General features: G+C 42.6%; 15 protein-coding genes. 10 read left to right on the top strand and 5 right to left on the bottom strand.

The window, feature by feature from the left end; all coding sequences use genetic code 11:
• Nucleotides 1–162: 162 nt before the first annotated feature.
• The 4 genes from B0X70_RS22805 (at nt 163) to cysQ (ending at nt 5,072) form a co-directional block, all read left to right on the top strand.
• Nucleotides 163–783 carry a BamJ family beta-barrel-assembly machinery protein gene (locus B0X70_RS22805; protein ID WP_036776577.1) on the top strand — a complete coding sequence of 207 codons (621 nt, stop codon included), beginning with the start codon at nt 163–165 and terminating at the stop codon, nt 781–783.
• Nucleotides 784–1,468: 685 nt separating this feature from the next.
• The gene (locus B0X70_RS22800; protein ID WP_217470462.1) at nt 1,469–2,572 is read left to right on the top strand and encodes a hypothetical protein; all 1,104 of its coding nucleotides are present in this window, start codon (nt 1,469–1,471) and stop codon (nt 2,570–2,572) included.
• A gap of 124 nt (nt 2,573–2,696) precedes the next feature.
• Entirely contained in the window at nt 2,697–4,070 is a 1,374-nt protein-coding gene (locus B0X70_RS22795) for an MFS transporter (RefSeq protein ID WP_217470461.1), read from the top strand.
• A 258-nt stretch (nt 4,071–4,328) separates the two neighbouring features.
• On the top strand, nt 4,329–5,072 hold the full coding sequence (gene cysQ, locus B0X70_RS22790) for a 3'(2'),5'-bisphosphate nucleotidase CysQ (protein ID WP_217471795.1): 744 nt from the start codon (nt 4,329–4,331) through the stop codon (nt 5,070–5,072).
• A gap of 97 nt (nt 5,073–5,169) precedes the next feature.
• Here the strand turns inward: cysQ and B0X70_RS22785 are convergent, their stop codons facing one another.
• Nucleotides 5,170–5,724, bottom strand: a complete 555-nt coding sequence (locus B0X70_RS22785) for a YtfJ family protein (protein WP_217470460.1) — start codon at nt 5,722–5,724, stop codon at nt 5,170–5,172.
• A gap of 289 nt (nt 5,725–6,013) precedes the next feature.
• Here B0X70_RS22785 and B0X70_RS22780 point away from each other — a divergent pair, with 289 nt between their 5' ends.
• Entirely contained in the window at nt 6,014–6,220 is a 207-nt protein-coding gene (locus B0X70_RS22780) for a stringent response modulator YtfK (protein ID WP_011148633.1), read from the top strand.
• A 117-nt stretch (nt 6,221–6,337) separates the two neighbouring features.
• Here B0X70_RS22780 and paeA read toward each other — a convergent pair whose 3' ends face one another.
• The gene (gene paeA, locus B0X70_RS22775) at nt 6,338–7,669 is read right to left on the bottom strand and encodes a polyamine export protein PaeA (RefSeq protein WP_036810103.1); all 1,332 of its coding nucleotides are present in this window, start codon (nt 7,667–7,669) and stop codon (nt 6,338–6,340) included.
• A gap of 155 nt (nt 7,670–7,824) precedes the next feature.
• Entirely contained in the window at nt 7,825–8,472 is a 648-nt protein-coding gene (msrA, locus tag B0X70_RS22770) for a peptide-methionine (S)-S-oxide reductase MsrA (protein WP_110090585.1), read from the bottom strand.
• 114 nt (nt 8,473–8,586) lie between these two features.
• On the opposite strand from msrA, the gene tamA reads away from it, so the two are divergent.
• From tamA to B0X70_RS22755, 3 genes are read left to right on the top strand one after another with little or no spacing between them, the layout of a single operon-like run.
• Nucleotides 8,587–10,329, top strand: a complete 1,743-nt coding sequence (gene tamA, locus B0X70_RS22765) for an autotransporter assembly complex protein TamA (protein ID WP_217470459.1) — start codon at nt 8,587–8,589, stop codon at nt 10,327–10,329.
• Nucleotides 10,326–14,099, top strand: coding sequence for an autotransporter assembly complex protein TamB (gene tamB / locus B0X70_RS22760; RefSeq protein ID WP_217470458.1), 3,774 nt, complete (start codon nt 10,326–10,328; stop codon nt 14,097–14,099). Before tamA ends, tamB begins: the two co-directional genes overlap by 4 nt.
• Before the next feature lie 2 nt (nt 14,100–14,101).
• Complete coding sequence (locus B0X70_RS22755) at nt 14,102–14,449, top strand: gamma-glutamylcyclotransferase family protein (RefSeq protein WP_065392172.1); 348 nt, start codon at nt 14,102–14,104, stop codon at nt 14,447–14,449.
• A 100-nt stretch (nt 14,450–14,549) separates the two neighbouring features.
• Here B0X70_RS22755 and ppa read toward each other — a convergent pair whose 3' ends face one another.
• The gene (gene ppa / locus B0X70_RS22750; protein ID WP_036776561.1) at nt 14,550–15,080 is read right to left on the bottom strand and encodes an inorganic diphosphatase; all 531 of its coding nucleotides are present in this window, start codon (nt 15,078–15,080) and stop codon (nt 14,550–14,552) included.
• Nucleotides 15,081–15,418: 338 nt separating this feature from the next.
• Between ppa and B0X70_RS22745 the strand changes: the two genes are divergently transcribed.
• Together B0X70_RS22745 and B0X70_RS22740 are read left to right on the top strand one after the other, a co-directional pair.
• Nucleotides 15,419–15,775: a type II toxin-antitoxin system RelE/ParE family toxin gene (locus tag B0X70_RS22745; protein ID WP_472853265.1), complete on the top strand. Its 357-nt coding sequence runs from the start codon at nt 15,419–15,421 to the stop codon at nt 15,773–15,775.
• Nucleotides 15,762–16,061 (top strand): type II toxin-antitoxin system RelB family anti-toxin, encoded by a 300-nt coding sequence (locus tag B0X70_RS22740; protein ID WP_049585084.1) that lies wholly within the window; start codon nt 15,762–15,764, stop codon nt 16,059–16,061. The genes B0X70_RS22745 and B0X70_RS22740 overlap by 14 nt, the downstream gene beginning before the upstream one ends.
• A gap of 161 nt (nt 16,062–16,222) precedes the next feature.
• Here B0X70_RS22740 and fbp read toward each other — a convergent pair whose 3' ends face one another.
• A complete protein-coding gene (fbp, locus tag B0X70_RS22735; protein WP_046396595.1) occupies nt 16,223–17,227 on the bottom strand; it encodes a class 1 fructose-bisphosphatase in 1,005 nt (334 codons plus the stop codon).
• Between the last annotated feature and the right edge of the window lie 125 nt (nt 17,228–17,352).

Below are 17,352 nucleotides of genomic sequence, written 5' to 3'. Positions count from 1 at the left end.
ATTGTAACCTTTAAGGAATGAATATGCTACTTAGAATTATATCGATTATTAGCTCTTATATATTTTGTCGACATGTATTTTTCTAGTGATATCTTCGGTTTACCCTGCTGCATAGCGCTGTTATGCTTACGAACCTAATTTAATTTGATCACAGGTATTTTCATGGCAAAACTTTCTTTTGATTCTATCGAGGCACAAGCAAGTTATGGAGTTGGCTTGCAAGTTGGTCAGCAATTACTGGAGTCTGGCCTGCAAGGTCTGGAACCTGAAGCGCTGTTAGCAGGGTTGTGTGATGCGCTGGAAAATCATTCTCCAGCGGTGCCGGTTGATATACTACATCGTGCCTTACGTGAAATGCATGAACGTGCGGATGGTGTGCGTCGTGAACGTCAGCAAGTTATGGCAGAAGAGGGTCAGAAGTTTTTGGCAGAAAACGCTCAGCGTGATGGTATAAGCATCACTGAATCCGGTTTACAGTTTTCTGTTCTAAAACAGGGGGATGGTGCAATTCCTGCTCGTACTGATAGCGTGCGTGTTCATTATACCGGACGTCTGATTGATGGCACCGTGTTTGACAGCTCAGTACAGCGTGGCGAACCTGCTGAATTTCCGGTGAATGGTGTGATTGCTGGATGGATTGAAGCATTGACGTTGATGCCTGTCGGTTCTAAATGGGAGCTTTATATCCCTTATAATTTGGCTTATGGTGAGCGAGGCGCTGGTGCATCGATTCCTCCATATAGCACTCTGATTTTCGAGGTGGAATTATTGGATATTCTGTAAGTTTTATCCAGAAGTAGGATTAAAAATAGCCGGTATATTCGCCTCAGACTACTGATAAACCCATTTAATAAAGTGGGCGGTGTTTTCAGACTATCGAAAATTTCAGCTAGTATGTTGCCGATTAACTGGCTTTTTCTCAATGTCCCAGTTGTTTCTTTGAATAGGGTTTTTGGCCTGATCAGTTTTTGTTTTCACCTCAAAAATGAATAAGAATGTTGTCGGTAACACTATTTTTGTCCTGATATCCCATACTATTGTCACCATTATTTGGGTTCTTTCTAGATCTTAATTGTGATCATAGTACTGTTTCGCATTGGCAAGGTTAGATTCCACTTTTTCCTTTCTCTTGTTAAATAAGATTTCAAAATAGTGCTACATCTTATACCACTCATAATTCTATGTATAACAATGGGTTGAAGAAGGCTATGTGTAGCATAATTACGAAACGTTATTTAACACCTGTTTACTTTTACTTTTGACTGAATTTCAGCATTTTAAAGTGTTTTTTATTTCTAATAACTTTAATAACAAATAAATAATGTTTTGCTTGTTTTTATTATAAAGATAATATTGATTTATTAAATATATTGAAGAATAGTGTAATTAATTCATTGCATCAACGATTGTGAAAAGGTCTGGCGAATTAATAAGCCAGGAGTTTTATCTTGATATAAAGGAAATTGAAATGAGTGCAATTAAAATGTCGCCATTAATACCCTATTTTTCTCGTCGTATTAATTCTGAAAGTCTATACCGAATTTCCCCCAAAAGAATGGCGCAGGCTATTGATGTTAGTATTGATCTGGGAGAAGAAGAACGTAATCCGACAAAGGGGATACCTGGTTATTTTGCTTATGGTTGGCGTAGCGCTGCCAACCGAATAATTCACGCTAATACACTCGGAGTAGAATATATTTCTCTGAGATTTATCTCGTCGGCAAATAGAAATAATAATATTGAAGCGGGCTTAATATTATTTGAAGAAACACTGCAAAATATATTGGCTTCGATTGGTTCCGTGCCAGTAAAGATGATTGTCGATCCTTTTGGTCTGGCGTTAACAGAGGATGGGCAATGGGGTGTGCGGGATAATAACGGTAATTTTGATAAGGGACAGACTCATAATTTGCTGGAAAAAGTGGGTTTTATCCTTTCGCGTAATCATGTTCATGGAGTGGTTACGTTGGGACGTTTACCAGAGGAAGTGATGTTGACGAAAAAAGGGATCAGTAAGGCGGGGGATTATACGAAAATTTATTCGTTCTCCCAAAATAGTGAGACCAGCACTGCCTATGTTTATTTGGATGCTGTAGGCCATAATACCGGTCAGAAAATCATGCCAGGTAATGTCAAAGAGATGGATCTGTGGGCACTCCTCGATATTTGGCATGGCGCCGATGTCTCGGTGATTAAACCGATGGAAAGTTTCCATCTGATGAGCTCGTTACGTTACCTGATTGAGAATGAAACTGCCCGCGAACAATTTTTGAATTCTCCTGATGTTAAGGATATGGCCCAGAAAAACGCCTTTGTTGCCAAAAGTTTGGCGGAAATGAATGCATCTCCTCTTGAGCTGTCGTTGAAGTGTTCCCGAATCAAAATGGCTGGTTATACGGTTTCTGGCACAACTTACATGCTAGCACTATTGGCGCATGAAAAGGGTCCTGAAATGGCAAGGGCACGTATGGAGGAAATGTGGATAACGGCGCTTGGTGTGATGGATGAACAGTGTGAATGCCTTATTGATCGCAATGTGGTCAAATATCTTGAAGGTTCAATTCTTGCTTAGGTAAATTGACACGATATTGTCATATGTTTCAGATGATAGTGATCCCTGAATTATTGTTGTCTGAAACATTAATTATGTATGGAAAAGCGTGGCTATTATTCACCCTCTTACATTATAGGACTATATGAATTCTTCTAATCAAGATACGAAATACAGAGCTATATTTATCGCCATCATGATCGTCACCTTTATGATTGGTTTTGATACAACTGGCTTAGGGGTTGCTATCCCGGTGATCGCGACTGAACTTGGTTTTGGTGTTAAAGAAGGAGCATGGCTCAGCATTTCTTATACAGCAGGCTTTGCTGCTTTCCTATTACCCGCCGGAATAATCACTGATCGTCTGGGAGCCATGAGAACACTGATTTCCGCCTTGTTGGTGTTCGTTGTTGCTTCTTATATGTCCGTTAGTTGTGTTTCTCTTGGCAGTTTTATCTTTGTTCGTTTAATTCAAGGCATTGCCGCCGCTTTTTTGAATACAGCGGCGATGGCGTTGTTGAATCTTCTATTTCCCGTGGGAAGTAGTAACCGTTCACAGGTTTTCAAAACCTGGTCAATGATACTTGGGCTGAGTTTTTCTTTGGGGCCGCCTTTAGGGGGCTTGATAATCAGGATGCTGGATTGGTCATGGATATTGTTACTCAATTTGCCCTTAGGGGGGCTGGTTGTATTCTTGATGTTGAAAAGAAAAGGCCGCACTTTGTCTGCCGGTGGGGCGTTAAGCCGTGTTTCTCTGTTTAGTACCTTACCAGTGACGGCGATTCTGTTGTTGGTCACCATGTATCAATATATCGATCAAGTGCTTCCGGGTCAGAATGGCACTATCATCAAGGCAACGCTGCTTATTCTGGGGGGAATAAGCGTTTGGCTGTGTCACCATTTTTCTGTGCGTAGTTTCACACGTTTACCTGAGCTTAAAAATGGTGCCTTTGTTATCTCATTGGTTCTGCCGATTATTTTTTCTATCGTCTATTGGAGCTTATTTGTGGTGTTACCGCAATATTTCGCGGTGAAATTGGGCTTTGATGCATTGTATCTGGCTATGACAATGCTATTGCTTTCTTTGCCGTTAACCTTGGTACCTTTATTGAGGATTGCCGAGCGTTTCAATCTTCAAGCTACCGAGGGATTCCTGATGTTAACGGTTGGATTGGTGCTGTTGGCTGGTATCTTTAGTCCGGTTGTTGATGGGAATGTTTGGTTGTTGGCGGTTGGATTGTTGTTGTTAGGTACGGGAGCGGCAGTACTTAACCCATTGATGGCAAGGCTGGTGATGGACAATGTTGCTCCTGAGAATTCAGGATTGGCGGCAGCTCTTACCAGCACGTTGCGTCAAGTCGGGTTTGCCGCAGGAGTCGCTTTTTTTTCATTGTTGACGCAACACAGCGAGGAGTCTGTCATCCATATCTCGGAAGCTATGGCGTTACTGATAGCCGCCATGTTGTCTTTAGTGGCGCTTGCGGTGTGCCAGGGTTTACAACGAAGTCGCGGATATTAACACAAGGTTTTTAATGCTTAACTTAAATGAATGAATTGTTGGTGGTACAACGGGTTAGATGACGGCATCATATTGGGCAAAAGTGCTTGGTGAGAACATGAAGATAATAGCGATTGCATCAGATTGTCAGTAACTTGAGCAGGTATATCCAGTTGTTTTTATTTTAAGAGGGGTAATAAAATTCTTACCGTTCCAATAAAAGATCAATTGGTAATATAGTCTAAAATGATAACAGATGACTAACCGCAGAGGTGTATGATGCTAGAACAAATCTGCCAACTGGCTCAGGAAGCTGGTGCGGCTATTATGACAATTTATCAGGATGAACATCCTCTGAAAGTTGATCATAAGCAAGATGATTCACCGGTTACTATGGCTGATATTGTAGCTCATAAAATCATTAAAGCCGGATTATCCCGTATCGCTCCGGAAATTCCACTGTTGTCGGAAGAAGAGCTTCCCTCTTGGGAAGAGAGGCGTGATTGGAAGCGCTATTGGTTAGTTGATCCTCTGGATGGTACTAAGGAATTTATTAATCGTAACGGTGAATTTACGGTTAATATCGCCTTGATTGACGAGGGCGTTCCTGTGATGGGGGTCATATATGCTCCTGTGCAGGATACGCTTTATTCCGGGCAAGGGAGGCAGGCATGGAAAAAAGCCGGTGGTGGTCAATGCTTGCCGATTAAAATTCGTGATGCTAATCCACCAATGGTAATCGTTAGCCGTTCTCATATGGATACAGAATTAGAAGATTATCTCAATCAGTTAGGTGAACATCAGACGGTTTCTGTGGGGTCTTCACTGAAGTTCTGTTTGGTGGCTGAAGGAAAAGCGCAACTTTATCCTCGTTTTGGACCTACTCATATCTGGGATACTGCGGCGGGTCATGCTATAGCCATTGCTGCTGGTGCTCACGTGACGAATTGGAAAGGTCAGACTCTAGATTATACGCCTCGTGAATCATTCCTAAATCCGGGATTTAGAGTAACGATTTTTTAATCGTGGTTGTTTTCTAGCAGATTTGTTTTTTTAGCAGAATAGTGGTGATAAGGGCAAACGAAAACATACCTGCAAGTCGTTATCACCACGGATGTTTTTACTGTAGTTCTTTACGAACTAATTCAATGACTTGTTTGATTTCGCTACTGTTTAGCTTACCTTCTTTAGCAAACTTCGCTGCGCCATTTTTGTCCAGGACAATAATGGCAGAACTTTTCGCTTCCAACTGCCAAGCTTTTTTGACCACACCGTTGCTGTCAGCGATAAACTGAGACCACGGAAACTCTTTTTTGCTATCTTCAATACTACTGCGGACAAATGGCCCAGTACCGAATATGGCGTCACTGACATTGATGATGGTGGTGGTTTGGTATTTTTCTTTTGAAAAATCAGCGCGTTTTATCTCTTCTATCAGCGGAGAATTCATCTCTTTAGCGGCACTACGACCTGCAATATGTTGTATGACTCTCACTTTACCAATCAGTTTTCCACTATCCCAATTTTGGTAGCTAAACTTGTTATTATTGAGTAGCAACTCACCTTTATCAGAGACATTGATCGAAGGAACCTGCTGTTCCAGGGTGATGTTGTGAGCGAATGCTAAAGCAGGAGAACAAAGTAGCGCAGCATATAGCATAAAGTTCTTTATCATAATTTTTCCTTTGTAGGTTATGTGACAATACATGGATCTCTAGCATAGCGGGTATTAACTGATTTATCTCTTTAAAGAAGATCAAATTTTTAACATTAAATAAGAGATAAAGTTACATAGTTATGTATATCTAAATATCTGTCATTTTATGTAAATTCGGTGCATAAAACTAAAAATGGAGGGAACAAAATCGGATAAATTCAGTCTATTATTCTACATAACGGTATCGTGTATGGAGTTGGTTCACCAAACGTAACCGTAAGAAGCACTTAGGAGGAAAAAAGCAGAGATGAAAATTTTTCACCGATATAACCCACTGAAAATTGCTCTCTACGTTAAAACTTTATTCCGTGGACGTTTATACATTAAAGATATGGGGGCTTTTGAATTCGACTGTGGCAAAATTTTACCACCGAAGGTGAGAGATAAGCGCCATTTTAGTGTAATGAGCGAAGTCAATCAGCAAGTGCTACGTTTGCAGGCCGAAATAGGATAGATAACGAAAAAGAGTCGGGTTGCATATTCATACTGATGTAATCAGAGCGCCACAAAATAACAATGAGTGGCGCTTAACGAGAATACTAAACGGCCTTAGTTCAAGAGTAGGCCGTTTTTATTTATCATCACTGATAAGTAGGTTTTGTGTTGGCGTCGCGGTGGGAATATCCGTGATTTTTGTGACTAGTAGCTGATCGATTTTGTAGTTATCAATATCGACAACTTCAAACTTGTAACCAGCAAATTTGACTGAATCGGTACACTTTGGAATTTTACGCAGCCGGAACATCATGAAACCGGCAATGGTTTCATAGTTACTTGAATCAGGGAAGTCATCAATATCCAGTACCCGCTGTACATCATCGATAGGTGTTCCCCCTTCTACTAACCATGAATTTTCGTCACGGATGATAATCTGCTCTTCCTGCCCTTGGCCGACTAAATCACCCATCAGGGTAGTCATAACATCATTAAGGGTAATCACACCCATTACCAGCGCATATTCATTCAGGATAATAGCGAAATCTTCACCCGCCGCTTTAAAACTTTCTAAAGCATCGGAAAGCGTTAAAGTATCTGGAATGATCAGCGCGTTGCGGATCTGGACACCCTTGTTGAAGCTTAGGCTTTGACCACTCAGAACACGGTTGAGTAGGTCTTTGGAATCCACATAACCGATAACGTGGTCAATATCTCCATCACATATCAGGTACTTGGAGTGTGGCTGGTTGGAAACCTGTTGTTTGATACTGTCTTCACTTTCATTCTTGTCGAAGTAGATGATACTTTCCCTTGAGGTCATGGCCGAGGGCACTGTACGGGATTCGAGTTCGAACACGTTTTCAATCAGTTCATGCTCTTGTTTACGCAGAATACCAGCAACAGCGCCTGCTTCCACAACCGCAAAAATATCATCAGATGTGATGTCTTCATTACGCGTTGTCGGAATTTTAAAAATCTTAAAGATAAGATCAGACAGGCCATTAAATAGCCAAACTAGCGGACGGAAAACTGTCAGACAGAAACGCATTGGGTTTACGATTTTCACTGCGACAGCTTCAGGCTTGATCATGCCGATACGTTTTGGTGTCAAGTCTGCGAGCAAAATGAATATACTGGTCACAATGGTAAATGAGCAGATAAAGCCCAACTGTTCCGCCCATTCAGGACGCATAAATTTCATGAAAAAAGCTTTCAGTGAAGGGGAGAATGCGGATTCACCGACAACACCTGCCAAAATTGCCACTGCATTTAGGCCGATTTGCACCACGGTAAAAAACATTCCCGGTGTTTCTTGTAATTTGAGGACATGGGCTGCGTTGACATTACCCTCATCGACCATCAGTTTTAGTTTGATTCGTCTGGAGGCAGCAAGAGAGATTTCAGATAACGAAAAAAAGGCGCTTATCGCGCACAATAGAAACACTATTAAGAGACTATTTAGCATATGGGGTCCGTGTTTTACCTCCGGTGGTAGGGTAGGTTGTCATTTAGAAGAGCACCGGAGGAAACAATAAAAATCATATAAAATAAAAAGTGATAACAAACACTTAGAAAACCATTGGTTAGCGTATTAATTATAACATTAATAAAATGTAACGACTAGTTTTTGTTCATTTGGGGTAGGCAAACACCAATACCGCCTAGTCCGCAATACCCCTCAGGATTTTTAAATAGATATTGTTGATGATAGTCTTCAGCGAAATAGAATGGTCCCGCTTCTGTGATCTCCGTTGTAATAGGGCGGTTATCCTCTTGTTGTTGCATTGCTTGTTGGAAACGTTCAAGGCTGGCTAATGCCAGTTTATGTTGCTGAGGTGACACAGTATAAATCGCGGAGCGATACTGAGTACCAATATCCCCTCCCTGGCGCATTCCTTGAGCAGGATCGTGGTTTTCCCAGAAAAGTTTTAATAGGTTTTCGTAGCTGTTTTTTGCTGGATCGTAAACAATTCTTACAACCTCAGCATGTCCGGTCAGGCCGCTACAAACTTCTTCGTAAGTTGGATTCGCTGTTGTACCGCCGCTATAACCTGCGGAGGTGGTGTAAATATCAGGTTGTTGCCAAAATAGGCGTTCTACGCCCCAGAAGCATCCCATACCAAAATAGGCAACTTCCATATTTTCTGGGACGGGTTCTATCGCATGATCGGTAACAGCATGGTTAGGTGAAACCTTAAGAGGCTCGGTTCTGCCTGGTAATGCGCTTTGAGGATCAATAGATAGGCTTTTATTAGCTGAAGTTGGCACAATTCACTCCCGTAATTATTAAGTTTTCAGACATTAATAGATTGTATATATTATAAACTTTACTCAAGATAAATTTATTATAGTCAAATTATTCCGATCAGGTTAGGAGTTCGCGTGTCAAGATACCCCGTTTTATGCTTTCTTTGTGTGTCTATCGCCTCTCCCATTGCTTATAGCGCTAATCTTCGTCTGAAAATAGAGGGACTAACAGGCAGTTTAGCGAAAAATGCCCGAATTCATCTCTCCACTATCAGCACAGATGAAGTTGCGCCAGATGGCCGTTTTCGATCTCGTGTAGATAAAGCGATTCGTGAAGGCTTGCGCCCGCTTGGTTATTATGAACCTATTATCGAGTTTACCTATCAGGAAAATAAACCACCTGCTCGCTCGGTATTAACGGCAAAAGTTACCGCAGGTGAACCTGTGCGAATCGCCGGTGTTAATGTTGTTTTGGAAGGTGGGGCAAAGACAGATGGAGATTATGCCAAACTGGTAAAAAGCAAAAGCCCAAAGAAAGGAACGGTTCTTAATCATGATGAATATGAAAGCCTTAAAGGTTCTCTGACCGGGCTTGCTATTAGGAAAGGTTATTTTGACGCTGTTATGAAAAAGAGCCAATTGGGTGTTTCCAAAGCGCGGCATGAGGCATTCTGGGACTTTGTTTTTAATAGCGGTGAGCGTTATCACTTTGGTCAGATACGTTATCGTGGTTCACAGATCCGCGAAGATTATCTGAATCCTCTGGTTCCGTTCAAAGAAGGGGATTTTTATACCTCAGAACAATTGGCCGAATTGAATCGGCGGTTAGCAGAAACTGGCTGGTTTAACTCAGCGGTAGTTACACCGGATTTTAATACCGCGAGAAAAAACGGTGACGGGATGCTTCCTCTTGAAGCGGTATTAACTCCACGTTCCAAAAACTATGTTGAACTGGGTGGGGGTTATGGATTTGATATAGGACCACGGGTAAAGGCGAAATGGACAAAACCTTGGCTTAATTCCCGTGGACACAGCCTTAGTACCAGCATCAACCTTTCTGCACCTGAACAGGTTGTTGATGCCACCTATAAAATGCCGCTGAAAGTAAACCCGTTAGAGCAATATTACGCATTGCAGACGGGTTATAAGCGTAAAGATATCAATGATACCGTATCAGATACCGCGACAGTAAATCTTTCCCGTAATTGGGATCTTTCAACGGGGTGGCAGTATGGGATCAATATGCGTTGGAGTCTCAGCCACTTTACTCAGGCTAATGTCACCAATACGGCAATGTTATTGTACCCAGGAGCAAATGTTAGCCGTATTCGCCAGCGTGGGGGGACGATGCCTTATTGGGGCGATAGCCAGCGCTATTCTATTGATATCTCCGATACCCTCTGGGGTTCCGATGTCGATTTCTTGGTGTTACAGGCGCAAAACGTTTGGATCAGAACTTATTGGGATAATCACCGTTTTGTTGCTCGGGGTAATTTGGGTTGGATAGAAACCAATGCGTTCGAAAAAGTTCCCCCTGACTTACGCTTTTTCGCTGGTGGTGATCATAGTGTCCGTGGTTACAGATATCAGAAAATTTCCCCTAAAGACGATAAAGGCAAATTGACCGGTGCATCCGCACTGGTTGTGGGTTCGCTCGAGTACCAATATAACGTCACGGGTAATTGGTGGAGTGCTGTTTTTGTTGATACCGGCGAGGCCATTAATGACATTAGAAAGAGCGATTTTAAAACCGGCGTGGGTGTTGGTGTGCGTTGGGCTTCTCCAGTCGGACCCATTAAATTTGACCTTGCCAGACCAATAGGGGATCCAGAATCCCGTAATATCCAGTTTTACATCGGGTTAGGATCTGAATTATGAGATGGATTAAAAAGGTCAGTATTGCTTTTCTGCTGATGGTGACTTTGTTGGTTATTGTTATCGCTGGGTTGGTTGGAACGCAATCTGGCCTGCATTTTATGATTAATAGTGCTGCCCGTTGGGTACCGGGGCTAGATATAGCCAGCGTCAGTGGTGGTTGGCGTGATTTGACTCTGAAAGGCGTTAAATATCGAATGCCTGGTGTGAATGTTAATGTCAATCAACTCCACCTTTCATTGCGTCTTTCTTGTCTGAAAAATAGTCAGTTATGTATTAATGCATTGACGACGGAAGGCGTAAAAGTGGCGATTAATACTAGCCAATTGCCCCCTGCGGGAGAACCATCACCAAAGTCAGAGCCTTTGACTGAACTGAGGACGCCGTATCCAGTCTCACTTGATTTGCTATCTGTTAAAAATGTCACTGTCACTGTAAATGATACGCTATTTGCTCTTGATGAATTTAGGACCGCAGCTCATTGGCAGCAAAAAGCATTAACGCTTAAGCCAACGAAAATTAATGGATTGCTGGTGGGACTGCCAAAAATTCCCCCTGAACGGCTGAAAACGATGGAAGCAGAAGAGGAAGCGAAACGAGGGAGTGAACCGGAAAAATCGTTGGCGGAAATCCTGAAAAAATTGTTCTCCCAACCGCTATTGGCAACGTTACCAGAAGTGCCTATTCCACTGGATATGACTGTTGAAGGGATCAGTGGTAAGCAATTACGGCTGACGGGTGATACCAATATCACAATCAATGAGTTTTTACTGCAACTTAGCAATCAGGGACAGCAGATTCAGCTCAATAAATTGAATGTTAAAATGCCGGAAGGTTCTCTTGCCGTTAATGGTTCCGCGACTCTGGCGCAGCAGTGGCCGATAAAACTGCTAATAAAGGGTGAATTAAGTCGACAAGAGATCCAAGGGCAGAAGGTTAATGTAAAACTTAATGGCGCTTTACTGGAGCAGCTCAGTCTAGGGCTGAATTTGTCTGGTCCTGTCAGCGCTAAACTTGATGCTCAAGCGGAACTGGCGAAGACAGGTTTACCAGTGCGGATGACGTTTGAAAGCCAGCAACTGAGTTGGCCTTTAACGGGGATGCCTGAATATCAGCTTGATGGCATAAAAATGCGCCTGAATGGTAAGGCCAGTGGCTATGATCTGTCATTGCGTTCCGGTATTAAGGGAAATGAAATTCCACCGGCATTACTTGTGTTAGATGCTAAAGGTAATGAAGAGCAGTTTAAGTTGACTCGTCTACGCCTATCTGCTTTGCAGGGAAAGGTTGAATTGGCAGGTGTGGCGGATTGGAGCAAAGCTATAAGTTGGAATACGGTGCTGATACTCTCCGGGATCAATACCGCTAAACAGTGGCCGGAATGGCCTGCCAAAATAGAGGGGAAAATAGTGACCCGTGGTAGTTTACACGGTGGTAGTTGGCAGCTCCAGATCCCAGAAATTATGCTGGACGGTAACGTAAAACAGAACTTAGTAAAAGCCAGAGGTAAGATTTCTGGTAACGCGGCTGGTCAGTGGAATATTACTCAATTTGAGCTGGCTTTAGGGCGCAATAAAATGAGTTTTCAGGGCCAGTTGTCCAAACAGTGGAAACTGGATGGCGATATCAATGCACCGAAGCTGGATGGCATATTACCGGGGCTTGGCGGTGTTGTGAACGGAACGCTGAAACTGCGCGGTAATATGCAAACGCCTCAGCTTTCGGCTGATCTCAATGCCAATGGATTGAAGTGGCAGGATTTGCGCATTGATCGTGTGAGTGTAAAGGGGAATGTACGTTCTGATGAACAGATCCACGGGGATCTTGCTGTTAAAGTCAGTCAGTTAAAACAGGCGGATTTGATTGTCCGTAATTTGACGTTGGATGCAAAGGGCAATGAAAAACAGCACAACTTGCAATTGAAGGTCGACGGTGAGCCGATTGCTGGTCAACTTTCGCTTAATGGTAGTTTTGATCGTAAGCAACAGCGATGGAAAGGCAGCATCGACAATACCCGTTTTGACACCCCGGTTGGAGAATGGCGTTTAACTAAAGCAATAACTCTCGATTATTTTAATCAACAACAGAAAGTTACTGTGGGCACGCATTGTTGGCTGAATCCACATGCGCGGCTCTGCGTACCTAAACTCATTGAAGCAGGTGCCAGCGGTAGCGCATCCCTTATTCTTGAACGCTTTGATCTTGCTATGATTCAGCCATTACTGGGGCCTGAAACACATTTGAAAGGTGTATTCAGTGGCAATGCTGACGTTAAATGGAGTGCGGACGGAGGATTACCTCAGGCCAATGTTATTTTGCGTGGTGATGGGGTGCAGGTTAAGCAGATGGTTGATGGTACTGCGTTGCCGGTAGATTTACAGACGCTGACACTCAATGCAGGCTTGAAGAATGGCACGGCAAAGCTGAATTGGTTGTTTAAGATTATGGGAAATGGTCAGTTTAACGGTGACGTTCAGATTGCTGATCTTGCAGGGAGCCGTAAGCTGTCGGGCAATGTCGATGTTCAGGATATTTCATTGGCGTTAATCAAGCCGATTCTAGGGAAAGGTGATAAGGCGGAAGGTCATTTGAATGCTAACCTGCGTTTGGGTGGTAATGTCAAAAATCCATTATTGTTTGGCCGGTTGAACTTGGGTGCATTGCAAGTTTCAGGTCATTGGATACCATTTGATATTACTCAAGGGCAAATCGGTGTGAATTTTGATGGAGTACGCTCTGTTCTTGAGGGGGTTATCAAAACCCCGAAAGGACAACTTAACCTGAATGGTGATGCAGACTGGCGCAATGTGGATGCATGGCATGCAAGAGTGGCGGCTAATGGTGATAAGTTAAGAGTGGTTTTTCCACCAATGGTGAAAATCGATGTTAGCCCTGCTCTGGTATTTGAGGCTTCTCCTCAGTTGCTGAAATTGGATGGTAGCGTTGGTATTCCTTGGGCGCGTATTACTGTGAAGGAGCTACCAGAAGCGACAGTTGAGGCATCACCGGATGAAGTCATATTGAATGAGAATCTTCAGCCATTACAGGAGAAAAAAGCGTCGATACCGATTCAAAGTAATTTGACGATTCATATAGGAGACGATATTCGTCTCAGTGCTTTCGGCCTTAAAGCGCAACTTAAAGGCGATTTGAAGGTTGTTCAAGATAAACAGGGACTGGGTTTGAATGGTCAAGTTGATATTCTTGATGGTCGTTTCCATACTTATGGGCAGGATCTGATTGTTCGCAAAGGGCTGATTATGTTCTCCGGTCCACCTGATCAGCCATTGCTGAATATTGAGGCTATTCGTAATCCAGATTCTACCGATGGGCAGGTTATTGCAGGGGTAAGGGTGACCGGTTTGGCGGATCAGCCAAAAGTAGAAATTTTTTCAGAGCCTGTGAGATCACAATTGGAGGCACTTTCTTATCTGTTGCGTGGTGAAGGGTTAGAGAATAGTAACTCGGACAACTCACAGATGACGGCAATATTAATAGGTTTGGGGGTTGCACAGAGTGGTCAGTTGGTGGGTAAGATCGGTGAAATATTTGGTGTTTCCGACTTAGCTCTGGATACTCAGGGGGTTGGTGATAAATCACAGGTAGTTGTTAGCGGGAAGATTACAAAAGATCTGCAAGTTAAGTATGGTGTTGGTATATTTGATTCACTGGCAACATTAACCTTACGTTATAGGTTGATGCCTAGATTGTATCTGGAAGCGGTGTCTGGTATTGATCAGACATTGGATTTGCTCTATCAGTTTGAGTTTTAAAAATGCGAATTATTGTTTATGGCAGCTTACGGCGCAAACAGGGCAATCATCACTGGATGACCGATGCTCAATGGTTAGGTGATCATCGGCTGGAAGGCTATGAGCTATATGACCTTGGGCATTATCCTGCGGTTGTCCGTGGTGACGGAAGTATTGAATGTGAGGTATATCGAATCAATTCTACTATCCTGACAGAATTAGACGATTTGAAAGATAATTCGCGGGAGTATCTAAGGGAATTGATTCAGACACCGTATGGCAATGCATGGATATATCTTTATCAGTTTCCAATAACTGGTTTACGGCGGATAAAAAGCGGTGACTGGTTGAAGCGTCATGTGGAAGAGTAAATAAAAAGCCTTTTTTTGTAATAAAAAGGGAGTATGGTATTAAAAAACCTCTGTTGGTGATGTTTCCCAGAGGTTTTTTAATTATTCAAACAGGAAAAAACTATTTCTTAGCGGCACGTTCGAAAGAGGAGATAATTTCTGCTTTAGCAGCTTCGGCATTATCCCAACCATCCACTTTAACCCACTTACCTTTTTCCAGATCTTTATAGCGCTCAAAGAAGTGAGTGATCTGAGCGCGCAGTAGTTCTGGTAGATCGTTCACATCTTTAATGTGATCATACTCTTTGGTTAGTTTGCTATGTGGCACTGCAACCAGTTTCGCGTCTTCACCTGATTCATCAGTCATTTTCAGAACACCAACCGGACGGCAACGAATCACAGAGCCTGGTTGTAGTGGGTATGGCGTCGGAACCAGAACATCAACCGGGTCACCATCCAGAGATAAAGTGTTGTTGATGTAACCATAGTTGCATGGATAGAACATCGCGGTAGACATGAAACGGTCTACAAACAGCGCACCGGATTCTTTATCAATTTCATATTTAATTGGATCTGCGTTTGCAGGGATCTCAATAATGACATAGATATCTTCAGGCAGTTCTTTTCCTGCCGGTACTAAGTTCAGGCTCATGAAAGTTTCCTTTATTTCAAACCAGAATAGAGTGGGGAGTATTATAGCCAAAACATTTTTTAAAGTACTCTCCATTTTTCTGACAAGTAGCTTGTTGGTAAATGCTGTCTCTGAGTTTGATGATAGCCCCGTGGTGCAATCACTATAAAACCTAGAACAAAAGGTCGTTTAACACTGCCACTGGCGAGAGCATAATAACCAGTGACATGCTCATTACCACACATGACAAAGGTGCAGTTAGCTTCTGTATAGGGCATTTTTTGTATTTACATATTGATATATAAGTTGTGGATTATATTATGTTGTCATAAGTCATGACTTATTAGGTTGTTGTGTGGATTATAATTTTAACTCGTCGATTTGAAGATTGGTTTGATGAGCAAGATATCAGTACCCAGAAAAAAATATTGGCAGACCTTAGTGTGTTAGAAGTGTTTGGTCCTCAACTAGGCCGTCCTGTTGTTGACTCTTTGTATGGTTCAAAATTTAACAATATGAAAGAGTTAAGAATTCAGTGTAAGGGGAGGCCAATAAGAGCATTTTTTGCCTTTGACCCATTAAGACGAGCTATTGTTCTATGTGCTGGTGATAAGACAGGGAACGAAAAGCGTTTTTACAAAGAAATGATCTCGGTGGCTGATGCTGAGTATAAAGCTCACTTAGCGAGTTTGGAGGGTAAAAATGAAAACTCTTAAAGATAAGATACGAGAATTTTCTGTTGAAGATCGAGCAGATATAAAACAGATGGCTGATGAAATGATTTTAGAAACTGGTTTGCAACTGATGAGAGAAGAGCTGAATATCTCTCAGAAAAAACTGGCGGATAGTTTAGGTATTAGTCAGCCTGCAATTACGCAAATAGAACAACGGGGTAACGATATAAAACTGGCTACGTTAAAGCGTTATGTTGAAGCTATGGGAGGCAAACTTAGCCTAACCGTAGAACTCCCAACTGGGGATGGGAGAATTTTTCATATCTGACAGAAGTGGTGACTACTCCTTTAGTTTGTGCACGATTTTGTGTAGTCGCCATTTTATTGAAGGTGATCTGTTAGGTGGTCACCAATCAGTAATAAAGTAACTAGTTAAAATCAAAAAAGCGACGAAAAATCCCGCCGCTTATCCGAAATTAACCGATGAAATTACTCATCTGGGAACTCAGCCATAAAACTCTCTGCTTTCTCCACCATCGATTTACTGCCCACAAAGAAAGGAACGCGCTGATGCAGTTTGGATGGGATGATATCCAGAATGCGGTTGACGCCATCACTGGCTTTACCTCCGGCTTGTTCAGCCAGGAATGCCATTGGGTTACATTCATACAGTAGGCGTAATTTTCCTGATGGATGGCTAGCTGTGCTTGGGTAAATGTAGATACCGCCTTTCAGCAGATTGCGGTGAAAATCAGCAACCAGCGAGCCAATATAACGGGTGGTATAAGGGCGCTGAGTGGCTTCATCTTGTTCCTGGCAATATTTGATGTATTTCTTTACCCCCATAGGGAATTTGATGTAATTCCCTTCGTTGATGGAATACATATTGCCATTGGGTGGGAACTGAACTTTCTCATGGGAAAGACAAAATACTCCCAAGGAAGGATCGTAAGTAAAGGCGTGTACCCCACAGCCGGTGGTGTAGACCAGCATAGTTGAAGAACCGTAAACAACATATCCGGCGGCAACCTGACGATGGCCTGGTTGCAGGAAATCTTTTTCAGTCACTGGCTGGCCGATGGGGGTAATACGGCGGTAGATAGAGAAGATAGTACCGACGGAAACGTTTACATCAATATTTGAAGAACCATCCAATGGGTCCATCAAAACAACATATTTTGCGTTTTCTGCGCGGTCTCCTTCGAAAATGACGATATTATCTTCTTCTTCTGAAGCGATCCCCGCAACTTCACCGCGTGCTTTCAGTGCTGCTTTGAGTTTTTCATTAGCATACAGGTCCAGTTTCATCTGCACCTCGCCTTGGATATTGGACACACCGCTGGTCCCTAAAATATCCACTAAACCGGCTTTGTTGATATCACGGTGAATGATTTTTGCTCCGAGCTTAATAGCGGAAAGCAATGCAGTGAGTTCACCCGTAGCGTGAGAAAAATCGTGCTGCTTTTCGACGATGAATTCGCCTAATGTTTTCATGACGAAAGTCCTGAATGTGATTTGATAGTGGTTTTAGAGTGACTGTTGCACTCTTACGCGGGCAGTTTAGCCAAAGAAAGGGATGATTCATAGGCTATTCCATTTCTTATCTTGCTATTGATGGT

This window comes from Photorhabdus akhurstii (genome assembly GCF_019090985.1).
In the GTDB taxonomy this organism is placed as follows: Bacteria; Pseudomonadota; Gammaproteobacteria; order Enterobacterales; family Enterobacteriaceae; genus Photorhabdus; species Photorhabdus akhurstii.
The sequence above is the reverse complement of the archived record's forward strand: the minus strand, read 5'-3'. Positions and strand labels throughout refer to the sequence as shown.

What these genes read in the sequence shown, in the direction of transcription:
- B0X70_RS22780 (WP_011148633.1), top strand. Translation starts at nt 6,014, where the DNA reads ATGAAAATTTTTCACCGATATAACCCACTGAAAATTGCTCTCTACGTT.
- B0X70_RS22805 (WP_036776577.1), top strand. Translation starts at nt 163, where the DNA reads ATGGCAAAACTTTCTTTTGATTCTATCGAGGCACAAGCAAGTTATGGA.
- cysQ (WP_217471795.1), top strand. Translation starts at nt 4,329, where the DNA reads ATGCTAGAACAAATCTGCCAACTGGCTCAGGAAGCTGGTGCGGCTATT.
- B0X70_RS22755 (WP_065392172.1), top strand. Translation starts at nt 14,102, where the DNA reads ATGCGAATTATTGTTTATGGCAGCTTACGGCGCAAACAGGGCAATCAT.
- paeA (WP_036810103.1), bottom strand. Translation starts at nt 7,669, where the DNA reads ATGCTAAATAGTCTCTTAATAGTGTTTCTATTGTGCGCGATAAGCGCC.
- B0X70_RS22785 (WP_217470460.1), bottom strand. Translation starts at nt 5,724, where the DNA reads ATGATAAAGAACTTTATGCTATATGCTGCGCTACTTTGTTCTCCTGCT.
- B0X70_RS22795 (WP_217470461.1), top strand. Translation starts at nt 2,697, where the DNA reads ATGAATTCTTCTAATCAAGATACGAAATACAGAGCTATATTTATCGCC.
- B0X70_RS22740 (WP_049585084.1), top strand. Translation starts at nt 15,762, where the DNA reads ATGAAAACTCTTAAAGATAAGATACGAGAATTTTCTGTTGAAGATCGA.
- tamB (WP_217470458.1), top strand. Translation starts at nt 10,326, where the DNA reads ATGAGATGGATTAAAAAGGTCAGTATTGCTTTTCTGCTGATGGTGACT.
- fbp (WP_046396595.1), bottom strand. Translation starts at nt 17,227, where the DNA reads ATGAAAACATTAGGCGAATTCATCGTCGAAAAGCAGCACGATTTTTCT.
- ppa (WP_036776561.1), bottom strand. Translation starts at nt 15,080, where the DNA reads ATGAGCCTGAACTTAGTACCGGCAGGAAAAGAACTGCCTGAAGATATC.
- B0X70_RS22800 (WP_217470462.1), top strand. Translation starts at nt 1,469, where the DNA reads ATGAGTGCAATTAAAATGTCGCCATTAATACCCTATTTTTCTCGTCGT.